This is a genomic window from Reyranella sp., from assembly GCF_004297405.1.
GTDB lineage: Bacteria > Pseudomonadota > Alphaproteobacteria > Reyranellales > Reyranellaceae > Reyranella.
Window position 1 is genome coordinate 186,044 of the sequence record NZ_SCVC01000012.1, and the last position, 19,298, is coordinate 205,341.

Genomic DNA, 19,298 nt, shown 5'->3' on the forward strand with positions numbered 1-19,298 from the left:
TACTCCCGTTAGGGGAAGAGGGATCAACCCTCTTCCTGGAAGGCCTCCTCGCGCGCTTTCTTGAAGCTGGGCAAGGCCATCAGGATCAGCAGCAGGGCCGTGGTGATGAGCAGGCCGAGGCTGATCGGACGTTCGAGGAAGACCATCGGATCACCACGCGACAGCAGCATGGCACGCCGGAAGTATTCCTCCATCTGCGGTCCCAGCACCAGTCCCAGCAGGAACGGCGCGCCCTCGCAGCCCAAGCGCACGAAGATGTAGCCCAGCACGCCGAAGACGGCGACCTGCATCACGTGGAAGGTACTGTTCTGCAGGCTGTAGGCGCCGATGCAGCAGAAGAGCAGGATCGCCGGCGCCAGGAAGCGGTACGGCACCGTCAGCAGCTTCACCCAAATGCCGATCATCGGCAGGTTGATAACGACCAGCATGGCGTTGCCGATCCACATCGAGGCGATCATGCCCCAGAAGAGGTCCGGCTTCTTGGTCATGACCTCGGGGCCCGGCTGGATGCCCTGGATGATCATGGCGCCGACCATCAAGGCCATCACCGCATTGGACGGGATGCCGAGGGTCAGCATGGGGATGAACGACGTTTGCGCCGCGGCATTGTTGGCCGCTTCGGGCGCCGCCACGCCTTCGACTGCACCCTTGCCGAACTTGCTAGGGTTCTTCGAGATCTTCTTCTCCAGGGTATACGAGGAGAAGGCGCCGAGCGTCGGGCCACCACCGGGCAGTACGCCGAGCGCCGCGCCGAGGAAGGTACCACGCAGCGCCGCCGGGATGGCACGCCGGATTTCCTCTGCCGTCGGCCACAGCGAGTTCACCTTGATGGCACCGCCGGTGCGCGTCAGATGTCGTTCGAGGTTTACTACGATCTCGGCGATGCCGAAGATTCCCATGGCGATCGGTGCGAAGTCGATGCCGTCGCTGAGCTCAGGCATGTCGAGGGTGAAGCGCTGAGCACCGGTGTTGACGTCGGTACCGACCAGGCCGAACAGCAGGCCGAGGAAGATCATGGCGATGGCCTTGATCACCGAGCCGCTGGCCAGGATGACGGCGGCGACAAGACCCAGTGCCATCAGCGAACAGTAATCGGCCGGACCGAACTTCTGCGCCATCCGGGTGAGTGGTTCGGCGAACATCACGATGATGGCCGTGCCGACGGTGCCGGCAAAGAAGGAACCGACTGCCGAGATCGACAAGGCTGCACCGGCACGACCGTTGCGCGCCATCTGATAGCCGTCGAGACAGGTTACCACCGAGGCCGATTCACCGGGCAGGTTGACCAGGATCGACGTCGTCGAGCCGCCGTATGAAGCACCGTAGTAGATGCCAGCCAGCATAATCAGCGAGGCTGTCGGCGGCAGGTGGAAGGTGATCGGCAGCAGCATGGCGATGGTCGCCACGGGACCGATACCCGGCAGCACGCCGATCAGCGTGCCGAGGAGGCAGCCTAGCAGTGCATAAGCCAGATTCTGAAAGGAGAAAGCGACGCTAAAACCCAGCGCGAGGTTGTCGAACAGTTCCATGTCACCACACCCCACGCAGGATGGAGATATTCATCCCGAGTCCCACTTTGAAGACGAGAGTGCACAACACGGAGAGGGCCACCATATTGCCGATCACCTCGACGAGCTTGAATTCCTCATTGGCCAGCGAGGCGATCAGGATCAGCACGATCAGCGCCGGGATCAGGCCGGCCCGCTCGAAAAGGAGCGCGAAGCAGACGATGCCAATGGTCACCAGAGTGATAGGCTTCCACTTCGGCTTCTCGACAGGGTCGCTGCCTGAGACCATGGCAACGATGCAGATCAGAACACCCAGCCCGACAAGGACGAGTGAGAGCATGCGCGGGACATAGCCCGGGCCCATGCGGACAGGCGTGCCCAAGGCGAGCTTCTGGCCGAAATACAAAGCCAGCAAGCCGAAGCCAATGAACATCAGCCCGGACAAAAAGTCCTTGCTTAGGAATCGATTCAACGACGCCTCCCAGAAACGCGTAGTCTTCATTGTGATGTTGGGCCCGAACCCACAGGGCCGTTACGCCAACAGATAAACACAATTCGGCCGCTTTGCCCAAGTGCCAAGTGCAGATCAAGTGGCAAGTTGGTTATCGAAACATCACTCGAGCTGCGATGACGGCCAGACAAAGTGCAAACAAGCACCGCAGAAGCGCGACCGGCGCGCGTGTCGACCAGCTCGCCACTGCAGGCGCGACAAAGAGCGCAGGGATCGACAAGGCCGCAACGCAAAACAATGCCACATCGCCCAGCGCGTCGACCGGACGATCCTCAGCCGGACGGTCGATGGTTAGAAAGACGATCGTGTCCGGCAAGGAAATCACGAGATTGAAGAGCGCTCCCGCGCCGATGGCGCGTTTGAGGGGAACGGAGAAAAGAGCAAGCACTGGCGTGCTTAAAGTTCCACCACCCACGCCTACGGCAGCCGCGAGTCCGCCGACCACGGTCGGTGCAGCTTGAGAAAGAACTCCTCTCGGCAGGCTTCGCGCGATGACGAACCTGTCACCGATTGCCATTTTTGAGCGCAAGCCTTGCTGACACGACGGCGAACAACATCGTGACCACTCTGGCCGCCGCGAAGGGAACTAGAATCAGGCCGACTGCAATTCCAGCGAGCAGCGCCGGTAGCCAAGCGCGAAAGAGAACCCAGTCGATGGTGCCTGCGCGCCAGTGGCGGCGGCTGTGGTAGGCGATGTGACGAGGATCGTGGCCTGAGCGGTACCGACGGCCAGTGAAATCGATCAGGTTTCTGCCACGCCGGTGGCCAGCGGTGCCAGCCAAATGCCTGGTGGATAAGCCGAAATCAGCTCGGGCGCACCCTGTCCCCGTTGGTCGATATTGCATGCACCTCGCCAGACGAGCAAACTCCTGGCCAATATGAATGACTGTTCAGGGGCATCAGGGTGGCAAGAAAAGGCGCGGAATACATCGGCACGATGGAAGTGCAGGAGAAGCATCGCTTCGACGAACAGTCGCTTGGCCGCTTCATGTCCGCCAACGTCGAAGGCTTCGTGGCGCCGGTCCGTGTCGAACAGTTCAAGGGCGGCCAGTCCAATCCGACTTACCGGCTGACAGACGGCGGCGGCCGCCGTTATGTCCTGCGCCGCAAGCCGCCGGGCAAGCTCCTGCCGTCGGCCCATGCCGTCGACCGTGAATTCCGCGTCATCTCGGCCCTGAACCGGACCAATGTGCCGACGCCACGGGCCTATGCGCTCTGCGAGGACGAGAGCGTCGTCGGAACGGCCTTCTACATCATGGAGTATTGCGACGGCCGCGTGCTGTGGGATCCACTGCTGCCGGATGTTCCCAAGGAGGGGCGGCTGGCGATCTATCGCGCCAAGTTCGAGACCCTGGCCCGCCTGCACGCTGTCGATCATGTGGCGCTGGGCCTTGGCGATTTCGGCCGGCCGGGCAGCTACGTCGCCCGCCAGATTTCACGCTGGGGCAAGCAGTACAAAGCCTCCGAAACCGAGCAGATCGAAGCGATGGACCGATTGCTTGACTGGCTACCGGCGAACCTGCCGCCGAACGACGAGACAGTGCTGGTCCATGGCGACTACCGGCTCGACAACATGATCTTCCATGCCAGCGAGCCGCGGGTGCTGGGCATCATCGACTGGGAGATCTCGACCCTCGGTGATCCGCTGGCCGAGCTGTCCTATCTCTGCATGCTCTGGCGCACGCCCAAGGATTGGGGGGGCCTGTTGGGGCACGATCTCGCTGACCTTGGCCTGCCGACCGAGGCCGAGATGGTGGCCTACTACTGCAGCCTCTCGAAACGGCCGGTGCCGGCGACCGCGCTCTGGGATTTCTACATGGCCTACAATCTTTTCCGCGTCTCCTGTATCCGCCAGGGAGTCTACGCTCGCTCACTCGACGGCACGGCCTCCAATGTTCGGGCCGCCGAATCGGGCAAGATGGTGCGTCCTCCCGCCGAGCTGGCATGGCGCATCGTCGAACAAATGGCCGGAGGTGCCCGATGACCAAGCGCAAGCCGGTGCGGGAGGAGGCCGAGGCGCCTGCCGTTGCCGAGCGCGAGTCACGAGCACCGGTCGAGGCGATCCGTGCCGCGGCCTTTGCCCAGTTCGCCGAGCGCGGTTACCCGGTGGTGACGGTTCGCGACATCATGAAGGCCTGCGGCCTGACCCAGGGGGCGCTCTACAACCACTTCAAGTCGAAAGACGAGCTGCTGCACGACATCATCACCTCGACACAGGGGGAGCTGGAGCGTCAGTGCAAGCAGGCCGTGGCAGGGGCCGGCGACGACCCGCGTGCCCAGCTCGCGGCCTTCGTGCGCGTCTATGTTGTGCGGCACTGCCGCCTCAGGATCGAAGCGCTGGTCGCCAATCGCGAGATCGGCTGGTTGGACGCTGAGCGTGTCGCCGATATTCGCCGCAGCCGTCGAGCCATACGCGACATTGTCGTCGCGATTTTTGTCGAAGGCGTGAAGCGCGGCGTCTTCGATCCTCCCCAGGTCGATGGCCGCAACGATTTCAAGGCGATCGCCATGGCACTCCTCGACCAGTGCACTCACGTTTCCAAATGGTACGGTCCTGGCGGCGATCTGACCGAGGAGCAGATGGCCAATCTCTACGCCGACATGGCCTTGCGCATGGTGGGCGCGCAACCAACCCGGCCGGCGTGAGTTCGATAAGTCTGATCAGGGAGTCCCGGGCATGACGCTGCGCATTGCGGCTTTGATCGCCATTGTCGGAACGATCGCTGCCTGCACGCCGGAGGCGAGCGGCGGGCCGCCACCGTCGACCCGAGGCACTGCGATCGCCGCCGCGCCAGAGACCAGCTCCGTGCCTGCGTCGCGCTGGCGTGCCGTCCTGATCGCCGGGGACAACAACAGCCCGGCCTTCGACAACGGCATCGATGCACTGCGCGATAAGTTGACGGCACGAGGCGTACGCGACATCCGCGTGCTCACCTCCGACCCCCGGCGCAATCCATCGGCGCAGGTGGCGAGTGCGGCCAATATATCTTCAGCGCTGCGGAGCGGGGGCGGCGAGGCCTGCCTGGTGTTCATCACCAGTCATGGTGACGAGCGCGGCGTCGTGCTCAAGGCGGCCAATGGCATGCTGGGCGCCGGCACCTTGGACAATGCACTCGATGCCGGCTGCGGCACGCGGCCGACGGTCGTCGTCGTCTCAGCCTGCCACAGCGGCGTCTTCCTGACGCCAGCGATGCGCCAACCCAATCGCGTCGTGCTGACCGCAGCAGCAGCCGATCGCGTGAGCTTCGGCTGCGGCGCGGGCGATCGTTTCACCTATTATGATCAGTGCCTGTTGCAGCAGTTCGACGGTGCGTCGACCTGGGGCCAGCTTGCCCAGGCAACGCGCGCCTGTGTGACGGGGCTGGAGCAACGCATGGGCGTTCGCCAGCCGTCGCAGCCGCAGACCTTCGTCGGCTCATCTGTTGCCGACCTGCGGATCCCCGGCCGGTAGGCCTGGGACTAACCGCCGATCACAGCGGTGAAGTCGCAGGTCACCTGATGCGGGCTGTCACCAGAGAGTTGCAGGGTGTGACGCGCCGGCCGCGACGCCTCGTCGGGGAACATCTTTACCCATTCGTCGTTCAGCGCGCCGCGTCCGGTCGAAGGCTGCTTCATCCAGAAGTTGATCTTGATGATGTCGTCGGGCGTGCCGCCAGCGGCTTCGACGCAGAGCTTGATGTGCTTGAAGATGTTGACGACCTGGCTCGCGAGATCCGGCGGCACGTTGCGCGTTCCGGGCTCGGTGCCGTTCATGATGCTCGACATCAAGATGTTGCCGATCCGGCTGGCATTGGGGATCGGGTTCTGGTGGGTATAGCCCGGGTAGTTGACGCTCTTGCGCTTGGCCATCGTTCTCTCCCTCGAATTGTCGTTCTGAACGAGTGTCGCTTCAGCTCTTCAGCCGTTCCAGCGCCATGTCGCGCAGCCGGTTGCGCTGGATCTTGAAGCCGTTGGGCGATGGCGTCTTGGGGAAATCGTCGATCGCGAAGATGCGCAGCGGCACTTTGTAGTTGGCGAGCCCGCGCTTGCAGTGTGCGATCGCGGCGGCTTCGTCGAGGCTCGTGCCGGGCGCCAGGATCACGAAGGAGACGGCGCGCACGCCATCGGGACGGGCGACGGCGATGGTTTGGCATCCCGTGATGCCCGGCAACTTCTGCAGATGGGTCTCGATCTCGAGCGGGTTCACCAGGAAGCCCGAGAGCCGTAGCACGTCGCCCATACGACTGAGGAACGTGAAGCCACCGTGGCCGTCGAGCTCGGCAAGATCGCCGGTCCTGACATAGCCGTCGGCCGTGACGGTTTCGGCGGTGGCTTTATCGTTGCCATAGTAACCGGCCATCAACGATGGCCCCGCACATTCCAGCGCGCCAGGTTGGCCGACACCCAACAGCTCGCCATTGTCGGGATCGCGCACCCGTATGTGCGCCAACGGCGAGGTCGGCACGCCGCCACCTTTCTTGCGCCGGGCCACGGTGGCGTCTACCGGCTGCACGGAATAGAGCGCCTGTACCTCGCTCATTCCATAGAGGCCGCAGAGCACGAGGCCGCGTTGTTCGGCTTTTTCCGGCAGATCGTCGAGCGCTGCATTGAAGGCGGCATAGCCGGCCCATTTGATCGACGGGAAAGGGCGATCGCCAGGCACGGCATCGAGCAGGCGAGCGTACATATCGTCGCTGCCAAACATGGTCGTCGGCCTGTGCCGCTCGACGAGGCGGGCGATCTCGGCGATTTCATAGGACTCCACCAAAACACTGGGCCTGCCGGCGGCCAAAGTCGCCATTGTCTGATTGAAGCCGAAGACGCCGCACAGCGGCAGAACGGAAAGCGACACCGTTCCCGGTGCAGCGAAGCCGAAGCTCCGCGCGACCTGCTGGGCGTGACCGGCGATGGCACCCTGACGATGCAGCACGAACTTCGGCGCGCTCGTCGTGCCCGACGTGGTGAAGATGTTGCAGGGCGCGCTTGCTCGCGCATGGTTCACGCCAAGCCGGGGCCGCGACAACAACCGCTCGAAGGGCACGCGCCGCAGACGTTCGATCGCCGGTGGTATCGATGTGGGCTCGTCGCCAACCGTCACGAGGGCAGAGAGCCTGTCGAGCGCATTGGGTTCGATGTCAGCCAGGATCGCGAGAAAGTCGATGCTGCGGAAGCCCGGTGCGCAGGCCAGCACCTTGGCTCCTGAGCGGTCCACGATGTCCGCCACTTCGACCGCGCGATAACGTGTGTTCACGGCAACGGCGATGGCGCCCAACCGTGAGCAAGCGAACAAGAGAACAGGGTAGGCAGGCGTATTGGGTAGCCAAAGCGCCACCCGGTCGCCCGGGCCGACGCCCAGATCGGCCAGGCCCTGGGCGGCCCGCTTGGCGCAGTCGACCAGCTCCGCGAAGCTCAGCACGCGATCGCCATGAACAAAGGCCGGAGCCTGGGGCGTCTCGTCGGCGATGCCGGAGATCAGCGTCCACAAGTCGGCAGCGGGATGGGTAAGGGACATGCGGCGCGGAGACTAGCGGAAGAGCGTTTCATCTCAAGCCTCATAAACTTGACCCGGCACGAGGCTTGCTCGACGCTCAGCTCGGAGATTTGGGGGATCGCGATGTACCGCCGAAGTCTGCTGGCCGCTCCGCTCGTTCTTGCTGCCGCTTCTGCCCATGCGCAGCAATGGGTGCCCAAGCACCCGATCAAAATCCTGGTGGGCTACGCACCCGGCGGTACCGCCGACATTGCTGCACGGCTGGCGGCCGATGCGATCCAGCGGCTGCATGGCTATACGGTCGTCGTCGACAACAAGACAGGCGCCGGTGGATTCATTGCCCTGAAAGCCGTCGCCCAGTCGCCGCCCGATGGCTATACGGTCGGTATCGGGATCATGGGGCAGCTCGCCGTCGGGCCGGTCGTGCCGGGCTCGCAGATCCCGCTCGATCTGGACAAGGAGCTGGTTCCCATCTGCAATCTGGTCGGCGTGCCGATGGCGCTGATCGTGCGCGTCGATGCGCCCTTCAAGACCGTTCCCGAGCTGGTTGCCTATGCCAAGGCTAGTCCGGGCAAGGTTACGTACGCGTCGACAGGACTCGGCTCTACCAACCAGCTCGGCGCGGAATTCCTGGCCGCCGAAGCGGGTGGCCTGAAGCTCAATCACATTCCCTATCGCGGCGGTGCGCCGGCAATCGCCGATGTCGCCGCCGGGCAGGTCGACCTTTTCTTCGGCAACATATCGGAGCTGATTGGTCAGGCGCGTGGCGGCAAGGTCCGCGTGCTGGCACTGGCTTCGACCAAGCCCTCTGCGCTGGCGCCCGAACTGCCGCTGCTGACGAAGGACATTCCTGCGCTCGACATCAACAACTGGTTCGGCCTGATGGGCCCTGCTGGATTGCCGGCCGATATCAAGAATGCGCTTGCCAAGCTCTTCCTCGAGGCGATGTCGGACCCGAAGAATGCCGAAGCTTTGGCCAAGCAAGGGCTCGAGCCGATAGGGCAGGGCCCGGAAGCTTTCGCCGCTTATATCCTGAAGGACCGTGAGCGCTGGGGTAAGGTCGCCAAGGAAGGCAATGTCAGAGCCCAGTAGTAAAGGACGAGTAATGAGTGCGCCGCTGTCCCTCGGGATCGACATTGGGGGAACCTTCACCGATCTCGTCATTCACGATCCGCGGAATGGCCGCGCCATCATCTGGAAGGAGAGCACGACGCCCGACGATCCGGCGCGTGGAGCGCTCGAAGGGACGCGGCGCGTGCTCGAGAAAGCGGGAGCGAGGCCAGATCAGATCGGGCGCGTCGTACACGCCACGACGCTCTTCACCAATGCACTGATCGAGCGCAAGGGGGCGAAGACCGCGTTGCTCACAACGGCAGGCTTCGCCGACGTTCTGGAGATCGCGCGCGAGCGAAAGTACGAGCTCTACGATCTCTTCATCGAGATGCCCAAGCCGATCGTGCCCCGACCGTGGCGGCGCGAGGCGATGGAGCGACTGGCGCCGGATGGCAGTGTCGAGAAAGCGCTCGATGTCGAGGCAGCGCTCGGCGAGGTGGCGGCACTGGTTGAGCAGGGCATCGAGAGCCTGGCGATCTGCTTCCTGCATTCCTATGCCAATCCGGCACACGAACGGGCGATTGCGGCGGCGGTCGCCGAGCGGTTCCAGCACCTGTCGATCTCACTGTCGTCCGATATCGCGCCCGAGATCCGCGAGTATTCGCGGGCCAGCACCACGGTGGCCAACGCCTATGTTCGGCCGCTGGCAGAAATCTACCTCGATCGGCTGGAGCAGGCGCTGCGCGGCGAGGGCATTCCGGGTGGCCTGTTCCTCATGTTGTCCAATGGCGGGCTTACTCACGTGGCCGAAGCGCGGCGGGCGCCGGTGCAGCTTCTGGAGAGCGGCCCCGCTGCCGGCGCGTTGGCGGGCGCCTGGTTTGGTCGAAATGCCGGCCTCGACCGCGTGCTGGCCTTCGACATGGGCGGCACGACCGCCAAGCTTGCTCTGGTCGATGACGGCGAACCGCTGGTCGCCTACGGCTTCGAAGCGGCCCGCGAGAAGCGCTTCTTGCGCGGCTCAGGTCTGCCGATTCAGATCGCGACCGTCGAGCTGATCGAGATCGGCGCCGGTGGCGGCTCGATCGCGCACAAGAGTGATCTCGGAACTTTGAACGTGGGGCCGGAGAGCAGTGGCGCCCAGCCGGGCCCCGCTTGCTACGGACGTGGCGGCACGGAGGCGACAGTCACCGACGCGGACTTGAGCCTTGGCTATCTCAATGCTGGCTTCTTCCTGGGCGGCGCCATGGAGATCGACAATGCAGCCACCACGGCTGCATTCGGCAGGCTCGCCGCCGCACTTGGCGTCGAAGAGAGCCGCGCGGCGTTCGGTGTGCACGACGTCGTGAACGAGAACATGGCCGGCGCCGCGCGCGTTGCCATTGCCGAACGCGGTCGAGTGCCGGCCGAATACGCTTTGCTGGCCACTGGTGGTGCCGGGCCGGTCCACGCCTGGCATGTTGCGCGCAAGCTTGGTGTGACCCGCGTGGTCTGTCCGCCCGGAGCCGGGGCCGGCAGCACGATCGGCATGCTCATGGCGCCGGCACGCGTCGATCGCGTGACGAGCTTCAACGTTGCTCTTGCCGGTGCAGACCTCTCGACTGCCGACCACACCTTTGCGGCTCTGGAAAAGGAAGCGCTCGACGTGTTGCGCCTAACAGGTGCGGATGTCGACAGCCGCAACAGTCGACGTCTGGCCGACATGCGCTACATCGGCCAAGGCAGCGAGATCACCGTTGTGCTGCCCGACAGGCTGGATGCGTCCAGCGTAAAGACGGCCTTTGAAGCGGCCTACAAGGCGTTGTTCGCTCGAACGCCTCCGGGCGCCGCCATTCAGTTCGTCGCTCTGCGCCTTTCCGTCAGTGCGCTGATGCCGGGCAGCGGCGGCGCACTCGAACTGCCGCGGCATCCCTCCGCGTCGGCGCGCAAGGGCATGCGACCGGTCTTCTTCCCCGATGTCGGAAAGTCTCTCTCGACGCAGGTCTGGGATCGCTACGCCCTGGAGCCCGGGGTACGCATCGATGGGCCGGCCGTCTTCGAGGAAAATGAGAGCACTTTCATCGTCGGACCGGGCGCCACGGCGCGCCTGCTGCCTGATGGGTCGATCCTGGCGGAGGTCGTGTGATGGCGCGCACGTTTGATCCGATCGAACTCGAACTCTTGTGGCGGCGTCTGATCTCCATGGTCGACGAGGCGGCCGCCGCGATGGTGCGCACCAGCTTCTCGACCCTGGTGCGGGAGAGCTACGACTTTTCCTGCGTCATCACCGATGCTGCGGGCCAGTCGCTCGTGCAGGCAAGCGAGAGCATTCCGAGCTTCATCGGCACTCTGCCGGAAACGGTGAAACACTTCCTGAGGTTCTTTCCGCCCGACAAGCTTGAACCGGGCGATGTGCTGATCACCAATGACATCTGGCTGGGCACCGGACATCTGCCCGACATCACCTTGGCCAAGCCGATCTTCCGCGACGGCAGGTTGGTGGCCTTCAGTGCCACCACCGCGCATGCGCCGGACATCGGTGGCAAGATCAGAAGTCCGGAGCCGCGTGAGGTCTTCGAGGAGGGGTTGCAGATTCCCCCCATGAAGATGATTGCGGCCGGTAAGACCGACGAGACCCTGGTCACCATCATCCGCAAGAACGTGCGAACCCCCGATCAGACGATGGGCGACCTCTGGGCGCAGGTCGTGGCGCTCGACCTGATGGAAGACCGGCTGCACGTGCTGATGGAGAGCTATGGCCTGCCTGATCTCACGGATCTCGCGCGGGAGATTCAGGGCCGCTGCGAGACGGCGATGCGGGCGGCGATCCGCGAGCTGCCGGACGGCACCTACCACAGCGAACTCAAGACGGACGGCGTGCACGACAAGCCCATCACGATGAAACTCGCCCTGACGATCACGGGCGACGAGATCGAGATGGATTTCGCCGGCACCGACGCGCAGGTCGATCGGGCGATCAACTGTGCGCTCTGCTACACGAATGCGATGGCGATGTATGGGGTGAAGGTCTGCACCAGTCCCAACTTGCCCAACAACGAAGGCGCGTGGCGACCGATCACGCTCAAGGCGCCACCGGGCTGTATCGTCAATCCGCAGTTTCCAGCTCCCGGCGGCTCGCGCATGCTGATCGGCCACTATGTGCCAATGCTGGTGTTTGGTTGCCTGGGCCAGATCGTGCCGGAGCGCGTGATGGCGGCCTGCGGTTCGCCGATGTGGGGTATGAACCAGTCCGGCGTGCGGGATGCAAACGGGCAGGGCGGCGGCAAGCCTTACGCCAACATGTTCTTCTACAATGGCGGCATGGGGGGCAACACGCGCGGCGACGGCGTGACCTGTCTCAGTTGGCCATCGAACGTATCGTCCACGTCGATCGAGATCAGCGAACACATCGCGCCCTTGCGCTTTCATCACAAGAAACTGCGCACCGATTCAGGAGGTGCGGGACGTCATCGCGGCGGGCTGGGGCAGGAAATCCTGATCGAGAGCCGCAGCGAGACGCCGATTGCAGTGTCCTTTCTCGCGGAGCGGACAGTCTTTCCGGCCTTTGGCATCGAAGGCGGCAAGGACGGTGCGCCGGGCGAACTGCGGATCAATGATGTGCGGACCGATCCCAAGAAACAGTATGTGTTGAACAAAGGCGATACTGTTTCGCTAGGCACGCCGGGCGGTGGTGGCCACGGCGATCCAGGGAAGCGTGATCGTAAAGCGCTCGCTGCTGATATCGCTGCAGGTTACGTGACGGACACGTCAGCCTATGCAAGCGATGACTGAATCGAACGATTGAACCTCCAGACAGCCACCGTTACGCTCCAAGTAACAAGAGTGCATCGGGAGGATATTATGAAGACGCTTGCTGCCATGGCTGCGGTGCTTTGTGCCGTCGCCTGGGCCGGATGGTCGCCCGCCAATGCTCAAGCCCAGGCCAAGCCCAAAGTTTGCGAGAAGCCGCAACAGATGGAAGGCTTCAAGACCTGCGCCGACATCGGCAAGGCGGAAGCCGAAGGCGCCTTCACCCTTTACTCGACCGATCCGGAGCAGGGCCAGGTCAAGCTGCTCGCCGCCTTCAACAAGATGTTTCCCAAGATCAAGACGAGCTACGTCCGACTGCAGGCGGGCGCGCTCTATGCCAAGGTGCTGTCTGAGCGTCAGGCCAAGTCGTATCTCGTCGACGTCATCCAGATCTCCGACATGGGCATGATCCTGGACTTCCAGCGCAAGGGCGGCTTCCGCCAGTACGTCTCGCCCGAGATGCAGTTCTTCCCGAAGGAGGCGAAGAGCCAGCCCGAGGGGTTCTGGACCTGGGGCTCGGTCATCATGGCCGGCATCGCCTACAACCCCAACCAGGTGTCGGCGGCAGACGCGCCGAAGAAGTGGGAAGACCTGCTCGATCCGAAGTGGAAGGACTCGATCAACGTCAAGGTGTCGAACTCCGGCCTGCAGCATGGCGTGTGGTACATGCTGCTGCCGATCCTCGGCATGGACTACTTCAAGAAGTTCGGTGACCAGAAGCCGCGCGCCTTCGACTCCTACGTCCAGCAGTACGGCCGCCTGGTCGACGGCCAGGACAAGATCATCATGGGCGCGCAGTATTCGGGTTACATCGAGTTCAAGGCCAAGGGGGCGCCACTCGCCTTCGTGTTCCCGGATACCGGCGTGCCGGCCGTGCCCGAGACCTACGGCATCGTCGATCAGGCGCCGCATCCCAACGCTGCCGAACTGTTCATGGACTGGTTCCTCTCGCCGATCGGCCAGAAGGCGCTGGCCGAAGCCCTGCTGCTCCACTCGCCACGGGCCGACGTGCCGCCGCCGGGTGGCAGCGATACCGTGCCGCTGAGCAAGATGAAACTGCTCTCACCGGCCGACTGGAACGCCTTCGAGAAGGACCGTCCGTCCTTCGCCAAGGAGTGGAACCGCATCGTCGGTACCGGGCGCTAGGCATTGGCTGACGGATTGAGGGGCGTTCTGCGCCCGCGCATCAACGGGCAGGCCCTGACGACGCTCGCGGTTCTTGGGATCGTGGGCTTCCTGGTCCTGCTGCCGATGGTCTTCCTGGTCGAGGAGTCGCTGAACGTCGGCGACCCCATGGCATTTCCGCCGGTCGAATTCGGCTTCGCCAACTACGTCTCGATCTTCAAGGAGGACTTCAAGACCGTGTGGAACACGGTCGTCATCGCCGTGATGGCCACGGTGATGGCCATCCTGATCGGCTTCACGCTCGCCTGGATCCTGACCCGCACCAACGTGCCGGGACGCGAGAAGCTCGAACGGCTGATGGAGTTGCCCTATTACATGACGCCGCTCGTGGGTGCGCTCGCCTGGGCGGTGATCGCTGGACCCAAGAGCGGCTTCATCAACCAGTTGTGGAAGGCAGTTGGCGGCACCGGCGACATCGCCGACATCTACACCCACTTCGGTATCGCCTGGGTCATGGCGCTGTTCGAGGGCACCGTGGCCTTCGTCATGATCTCGGCCTCGATGAAGTCGATGGATCCGGCGCTCGAGGAGTCGGCGCGCGTCATGGGCGCTTCCAAGCTTCGCACCACGCTGACCGTGACCTTGCCGCTGGTCATGCCGGGCGTACTGGGCGCCATGCTGTTCGTCTTCGCCGAGATGCTGGGCTCGTTCGCCGCAGCCCTGGTGCTCGGCATTCCCGGCCGCATCTACGTCATCACCACGGCGATCTGGGATTCGACGCTCGCCTATCCGCCGGACTACGGCCGCGCCTCGGCCATGGGGCTCTCGCTGTTCGTCGTCATGTTCGGCATGCTGACCTTCTATCGCCGTGTGATCGCCCGCGGCAGCTTTGCCACCATCACCGGCAAGGCGTTCCGGCCCCGGCCGATGGACATGGGGCGGCTCGCCTGGGTGCTGTTCAGCGTTTGCGCGCTCTACGTGGCGCTGGCAGTGGTGTTCCCGATCGCAGCCCTCCTCATGACCTCGCTGCAGCGCTTCGCCACCGTGCTCCTGCACCAGGCGCAGTGGACCCTCGCCAACTACGAGATCGCGCTGTCACTGGGTCCAGTGCGTACGGCGCTGTTCAACAGCATCATGCTGGGCTTGGGCGTCGCCACGGTGGGGGTGGCGATCATGTCGGTGCTGGTATGGATCATCTATCGCTCCAACCTGCGCGGCCGCGGGGCGATCGAGTATCTCGTCATGTTCCCGCAGGCCGTGCCGCGCCTCGTGTTCGGCCTAGCGCTGCTATGGGCATGGCTCAACATCCCGGTCGGCCTCTACGGCACCCTGTGGCTTCTGGCGCTGGCCTACTTCACGGTCATGCTGCCGCTCGGCGTGCGTACGCTGGCCGGCGTGGTGCTGCAGATCGACAAGAGTCTGGAGGAATGCGCACGTGTCTGCGGCGCCTCATGGGGCTATCAGATGCGCACCGTCACCTTGCCGCTGCTCAAGCCCGGCATCCTGGCGGCATGGCTGCTGATCTTCATGGCCTGCGTGCGTGAACTCGGCGCCTCGGCCTTCCTGATGGGACCCAACGCCAAGGTGATCGCGCCGTCGATCGTCAACGCCTTTGCCACCAGCGGTACGGAACTCACGGCAGCGATGGCGTTGATCCAGACCTTCACCGTGATCGTGGCGTTGATCATCCTGTTCCGCGTGGCGCGCGGCATGACCAAGGAGCTGCAGTGAGCGTGACGCGTATCGAAGTGAAGGACCTGGTCGTGCGCTACGGCGACCAGGTGGCAGTGAATGGCGTGAGCTTCACGGTCGGCCGCGGTGAGCATCTGACGCTCCTCGGTCCGTCGGGCTGCGGCAAGACCACGACCTTGCGCGCTGTCGCAGGCCTCGAGCAGCCGTCGGGTGGCCGCATCAGCATCGACGGCCAGACGATGTACGACTCCTCGCAGCGCAAGAACGTCCAGACCGAGCAGCGCGGCGTCTCCATGGTGTTCCAGTCCTACGCCGTGTGGCCGCACATGAGCGTGTTCGACAACGTCGCCTACGGCCTGCGCGTGCGAAAACTCGGCGCCGACGAGATCAAGGCCAACGTCGAGCGCGCCCTCGACCTGGTGCAGATGCGCCATCTTGCCGACCGCGGTGCCTCAAAACTGTCGGGCGGCCAGCAGCAGAGGGTGGCGCTGGCCCGCGCCATTGCCTTCTCGCCGACGGTCGTGCTGTTCGACGAGCCGCTCTCCAATCTCGACGCCAAGTTGCGTGCCGAGATGCGGGTCGAGCTGCGTGAACTGCAGCGGCGGCTCGGCATCACGTCTGTTTATGTCACCCACGACCAGGAGGAAGCGCTCGCCATTTCCGACCGCGTCATCGTGATGAACGTGGGCGTGATCGAGCAGATCGGCACGCCGGAGGAGATCTACAACAAGCCGCGCAGCCGCTTCGTCGCCGATTTCGTAGGCTCGGCGAACTTGATCAAAGGCAAACCGGTAGGCGAGGGGCTGTTTGCCGTCGAGGGTGGTCCGACGCTGAAGGTCATGGCGCCACACAAGCCGCATGGCAACGAAAGTGAAGTCGCGGTGCGCACCGCCTACATCGATCTCGAACCGCGGTCCGGCGACAACCATGTGCCCGGCAAGGTGCGCCAGCGTCTGTTTCACGGCGATTTCGTGCAGTATGTCATCGACAGCGCCGTGGGCGCTTTGATCGTGCGCCGTCCGCCGGTGAATCTTTTGGCCGAGGGCGCCCCCGTAACGCTCTCCTTTTCACCGGAGCACTGCGTCCTGCTGGAGGCCTAGAACGGCTCCGTACCGGCGACGATGACCCGATGCATCAAACGCCGCTCACCTTCGGGATAGTCGGCGTTGGCCTTGTGCATCGTGCAGCGATTGTCCCAGATCACAATGTCGCCCTGACGCCAGACATGGCGGTACTGGTATTTCGGCTGCGTGGCATGGGCGATCAGCTCGTCGAGCAGCTGGTCGCTTTCGGCGCGATCGAGCCCCACGATCTGTTCCATGCGGTTGGGATTGAGATAGAGCGACTTGCGCCTCGTCTCGGGGTGCGTTCGCACCAGGGGATGCGTCGCCTCCGGCATGGCGGCCATCTCCTCGGCCGGCCGCGTCGAAATACGGCTGAGCTTACGGCTCGAACTGTATTTGTGGATCACCTTCAGCGGATCAATGCGTGCTCGGGTTTCGGCCGGAAGGTCGCTATAGGCGGCGTACATGTTGGTGAACTGCGTGTCGCCGCCGCGGGACGGTACCTCTACGCCGTAGAGCATGGTGAGCGAGCAGGGCTCCCGCATGAAGCTGTCGTCGGTATGCCAGTTGGCGCCGTTCACGATCTTCTTGCCGTCACCCAGCACGTCGCGATCTTCACTCGAGATGATGTTGACCTCGGCGCATTCGGGCGTCCTGGCGAGCTGCTTTCGCAGCATCGGCGTTCCGAACCGCGACATGGCGTCGAGGAAGGCGGGTGGCTTGAGATTCTGGTCGCGAATGCAGAGCACGAGATTGTCGTGCAGCACATCGATCAGCGCTTGCTGCGTCGCGACATCCGGCAGGCGATTGAGATCGACGCCGCTCACCGCTGCCGCCATATGGCCGCCGAGCTTCTCGGTCTGAAAATTCATGGCGTTGCTCCCATGCGCCGGGTAGCGTGCGCGCCGATCCCAGCAAGGACAAGAGGGAACCCCATGAAGATCGCCTACTCTGCTGCAAGTCCGTATGTCCGCAAGGTCATGGCTTGCGCAATTGCGCGCGGCCTCAACGACAAGATCGAGCGCTGGACCGTTGGCACGACCGATCCGGCTCTGCTGCCGTTCAATCCGCTGTCCAAGGTGCCGAGCTTCGTGACCGACGATGGCCTGATGCTCTACGACAGCCCGGTGATCTGCGAGTATCTCGACAGTGTCGGCAGCGCGGCCAAGCTCTTTCCGGCTGCAGGGGCGGCGCGCTGGAATGCGTTGCGTCAGCAGGCGCTGGGCGATGGCATCATGGATGCGAGCCAGCCACGTCGCCGCGAGATCGCACTGCCGCAGGATGACGGCCGTAAAGCGTACATCGAACTGCAGCGTGGCAAGGTGAGCCGTGCCATCGACACATTGGAGAAGGAAGCGGCGTCGTTCGGTGAGCTGAAGACGATCGGCGAGATCACCGTCGGCTGCGCGCTGGGCTATCTCGACTTCCGCTTCGCTAACGAGCCGTGGCGGCCCGGCCATCCCCAACTCGAAGCCTGGTACGCCAAGGTCGTGAAGCTGCCTCCACTGGCCGAGACGATGCCCAAAGGGTAGTTGGCGACGGACCGACTGCCTGCAGCAGCAGCTCCGACCTCGTCTCAACCCGCTTGATATCTGCGAAAATTCTGACGCAAGGTAGGGACGGCATTGGGTGAGGTCGGGGGACGGGCATGCCGGCACGGACGGGCGAGCAATTCCTGAAGGGGCTTCGCGGCCATCGTGAAGTCTGGGTCGATGGTGAGCGGATCGCCGATGTCGTCGACCATCCCAAGCTGCGGGGCGCCGCCCATGCCTTGGCCGACGTCTACGATCTCCATCACGAGCACTCCGACATCTGTCTCGCCTCCGACCCCGAGACAGGCGAGGCGATTCCTGTAAGCCACGTGATTCCCCAATCGCGCGATGATCTGGCGCGGCGGCACCAGGCGCTGCGGCAGGTGGCCGAATATTCGGTCGGTCTGATGGGCCGGACGCCCGACTATATGAACGTCACCTATGCTGGCTTCGCCGGCCGGTCGGACGAATGGAGTACCAACGGCAACGAAGCGGGCGCGGAGCGGCTGGTCGCCTATCAGAAGGTCCTGCGCCGCGGCGACATCGCGCTGACACACACAATCGTCCAGCCCACTGTCGACAAGGCGACCGGCGATGCGCCCTCGGCCGGCAACGCACACGCGTTGCGCAAGGTCGGCGAGACGGAGCACGGCATCGTCGTCCGCGGTGCGCGGGTGCTGGCCACGCTGGCACCGTTCGCGGACGAGATTGCGGTCTATCCCGCAGCACCACTGCCGCAGGGCGCCGACGACTATGCGCTTTCGTTCTGCGTGCCGATGGGCACGCCAGGACTTAAGTTCCTCTGCCGCGATTCAATGTCGGCGCCCGGCAATCGCTTCGACCATCCGCTCTCGGGCCGCTTCGACGAGCAGGATGCCTTCGTGATCTTCGATGACGTGGAGGTGCCGCGCGACCGGCTGTTCATCGATTGCAACCTCACCACCTACAACACGGTGATGACCTCGAGCTGGCAGCCCAACATCATGCAGCAGACCATGATCCGGGCTTGGACCAAGCTCGACTTCGCCTGGGGGCTAGCGCTGCGCATGGCGGCGTCGATCAATGCGGTCGATCCCGAGACGCAACGTCTGATCGGTGAGATCTGGACCTATGCCGAGTTCACGCGCTCGGCGATCGTGGCGGCGGAGGCCGAGGCGAAGGAATGGCCGACCGGCCTCTGGACCTGCGGCATCCGCCCGCTTCATGCCCTGCGGGCCGCCTTGCCGCTCTGGTTCCCCCGAGTGAACGAGATCCTGCGCCTGATCGGCTCCCACAATTTGCTGGCGGCGCCGACGGCCGCCCAACTCGCCGATCCCGGCCTGCGGCCGCTGATCGACCGCTACCTGCCGGGTGCCAAGGGCATGGCGGCGGAGGAGCGTATCCGCATCTTCCGGCTGGCCTGGGATTTTGCCGGCAGTGCGTTGGCCAGCCGCAATGAGCAGTACGAGCGCTTCTACCTCGCCTCGTCGACACGCAACCTGGCACGGCACCTGCAGTTCACCGACCGCAGCCGTGCCGACCGGCTGGTGCAACGCTTTCTCGACGAGGAGTATTAAT

The 19,298-nt window shown here is 64.0% G+C and carries 17 protein-coding genes; 11 read left to right on the forward strand and 6 right to left on the reverse strand.

Annotated features, from left to right (window positions below):
• Positions 1 to 23 precede the first annotated feature (23 nt).
• The 3 genes from EPO50_RS10675 to EPO50_RS10685 all read right to left on the reverse strand — a co-directional run bounded on the left by EPO50_RS10675 (position 24) and on the right by EPO50_RS10685 (position 2,536).
• Complete coding sequence (locus EPO50_RS10675) at positions 24 to 1,529, reverse strand: tripartite tricarboxylate transporter permease (protein ID WP_296343738.1); 1,506 nt, start codon at positions 1,527 to 1,529, stop codon at positions 24 to 26.
• Between the two features lies 1 nt (position 1,530).
• Positions 1,531 to 1,980 (reverse strand): tripartite tricarboxylate transporter TctB family protein, encoded by a 450-nt coding sequence (locus EPO50_RS10680; protein WP_296343740.1) that lies wholly within the window; start codon positions 1,978 to 1,980, stop codon positions 1,531 to 1,533.
• Positions 1,981 to 2,110: 130 nt separating this feature from the next.
• On the reverse strand, positions 2,111 to 2,536 hold the full coding sequence (locus tag EPO50_RS10685) for a TSUP family transporter (protein WP_296343742.1): 426 nt from the start codon (positions 2,534 to 2,536) through the stop codon (positions 2,111 to 2,113).
• A gap of 420 nt (positions 2,537 to 2,956) precedes the next feature.
• Between EPO50_RS10685 and EPO50_RS10690 the strand changes: the two genes are divergently transcribed.
• The 3 genes from EPO50_RS10690 to EPO50_RS10700 are packed head-to-tail and all read left to right on the forward strand — an operon-like array spanning position 2,957 to position 5,470.
• On the forward strand, positions 2,957 to 4,003 hold the full coding sequence (locus EPO50_RS10690; RefSeq protein WP_296344195.1) for a phosphotransferase: 1,047 nt from the start codon (positions 2,957 to 2,959) through the stop codon (positions 4,001 to 4,003).
• Positions 4,000 to 4,665 (forward strand): TetR/AcrR family transcriptional regulator, encoded by a 666-nt coding sequence (locus EPO50_RS10695; RefSeq protein WP_296343744.1) that lies wholly within the window; start codon positions 4,000 to 4,002, stop codon positions 4,663 to 4,665. The genes EPO50_RS10690 and EPO50_RS10695 overlap by 4 nt, the downstream gene beginning before the upstream one ends.
• A 31-nt stretch (positions 4,666 to 4,696) precedes the next feature.
• Positions 4,697 to 5,470, forward strand: a complete 774-nt coding sequence (locus EPO50_RS10700; RefSeq protein WP_296343746.1) for a C13 family peptidase — start codon at positions 4,697 to 4,699, stop codon at positions 5,468 to 5,470.
• Positions 5,471 to 5,478: 8 nt separating this feature from the next.
• On the opposite strand, the gene EPO50_RS10705 is transcribed toward EPO50_RS10700, so the two are convergent.
• Positions 5,479 to 5,868 carry a Rid family hydrolase gene (locus tag EPO50_RS10705; protein ID WP_296343749.1) on the reverse strand — a complete coding sequence of 130 codons (390 nt, stop codon included), beginning with the start codon at positions 5,866 to 5,868 and terminating at the stop codon, positions 5,479 to 5,481.
• Positions 5,869 to 5,908: 40 nt separating this feature from the next.
• The gene (locus EPO50_RS10710; protein WP_296343751.1) at positions 5,909 to 7,510 is read right to left on the reverse strand and encodes an AMP-binding protein; all 1,602 of its coding nucleotides are present in this window, start codon (positions 7,508 to 7,510) and stop codon (positions 5,909 to 5,911) included.
• Between the two features lie 102 nt (positions 7,511 to 7,612).
• Here EPO50_RS10710 and EPO50_RS10715 point away from each other — a divergent pair, with 102 nt between their 5' ends.
• From EPO50_RS10715 to EPO50_RS10740, 6 genes are all read left to right on the forward strand, one after another.
• Positions 7,613 to 8,581: a tripartite tricarboxylate transporter substrate binding protein gene (locus EPO50_RS10715; RefSeq protein WP_296343752.1), complete on the forward strand. Its 969-nt coding sequence runs from the start codon at positions 7,613 to 7,615 to the stop codon at positions 8,579 to 8,581.
• A gap of 13 nt (positions 8,582 to 8,594) precedes the next feature.
• Positions 8,595 to 10,664, forward strand: a complete 2,070-nt coding sequence (locus EPO50_RS10720) for a hydantoinase/oxoprolinase family protein (protein WP_296343754.1) — start codon at positions 8,595 to 8,597, stop codon at positions 10,662 to 10,664.
• On the forward strand, positions 10,664 to 12,310 hold the full coding sequence (locus EPO50_RS10725) for a hydantoinase B/oxoprolinase family protein (RefSeq protein WP_296343756.1): 1,647 nt from the start codon (positions 10,664 to 10,666) through the stop codon (positions 12,308 to 12,310). The genes EPO50_RS10720 and EPO50_RS10725 overlap by 1 nt, the downstream gene beginning before the upstream one ends.
• 69 nt (positions 12,311 to 12,379) lie before the next feature.
• Entirely contained in the window at positions 12,380 to 13,474 is a 1,095-nt protein-coding gene (locus tag EPO50_RS10730) for an extracellular solute-binding protein (protein ID WP_296343758.1), read from the forward strand.
• A gap of 3 nt (positions 13,475 to 13,477) precedes the next feature.
• The gene (locus tag EPO50_RS10735) at positions 13,478 to 15,184 is read left to right on the forward strand and encodes an iron ABC transporter permease (RefSeq protein ID WP_296343760.1); all 1,707 of its coding nucleotides are present in this window, start codon (positions 13,478 to 13,480) and stop codon (positions 15,182 to 15,184) included.
• Complete coding sequence (locus EPO50_RS10740) at positions 15,181 to 16,245, forward strand: ABC transporter ATP-binding protein (RefSeq protein WP_296343762.1); 1,065 nt, start codon at positions 15,181 to 15,183, stop codon at positions 16,243 to 16,245. Before EPO50_RS10735 ends, EPO50_RS10740 begins: the two co-directional genes overlap by 4 nt.
• Here the strand turns inward: EPO50_RS10740 and EPO50_RS10745 are convergent.
• Positions 16,242 to 17,081, reverse strand: a complete 840-nt coding sequence (locus tag EPO50_RS10745; RefSeq protein ID WP_296343764.1) for a TauD/TfdA family dioxygenase — start codon at positions 17,079 to 17,081, stop codon at positions 16,242 to 16,244. The two genes, EPO50_RS10740 and EPO50_RS10745, sit on opposite strands and share 4 nt — an antisense overlap.
• Before the next feature lie 63 nt (positions 17,082 to 17,144).
• Here EPO50_RS10745 and EPO50_RS10750 point away from each other — a divergent pair, with 63 nt between their 5' ends.
• Together EPO50_RS10750 and EPO50_RS10755 are read left to right on the forward strand one after the other, a co-directional pair.
• On the forward strand, positions 17,145 to 17,741 hold the full coding sequence (locus tag EPO50_RS10750; protein WP_296343766.1) for a glutathione S-transferase N-terminal domain-containing protein: 597 nt from the start codon (positions 17,145 to 17,147) through the stop codon (positions 17,739 to 17,741).
• A gap of 116 nt (positions 17,742 to 17,857) precedes the next feature.
• The gene (locus EPO50_RS10755) at positions 17,858 to 19,297 is read left to right on the forward strand and encodes a 4-hydroxyphenylacetate 3-hydroxylase family protein (protein WP_296343768.1); all 1,440 of its coding nucleotides are present in this window, start codon (positions 17,858 to 17,860) and stop codon (positions 19,295 to 19,297) included.
• Position 19,298: the final 1 nt, after the last annotated feature.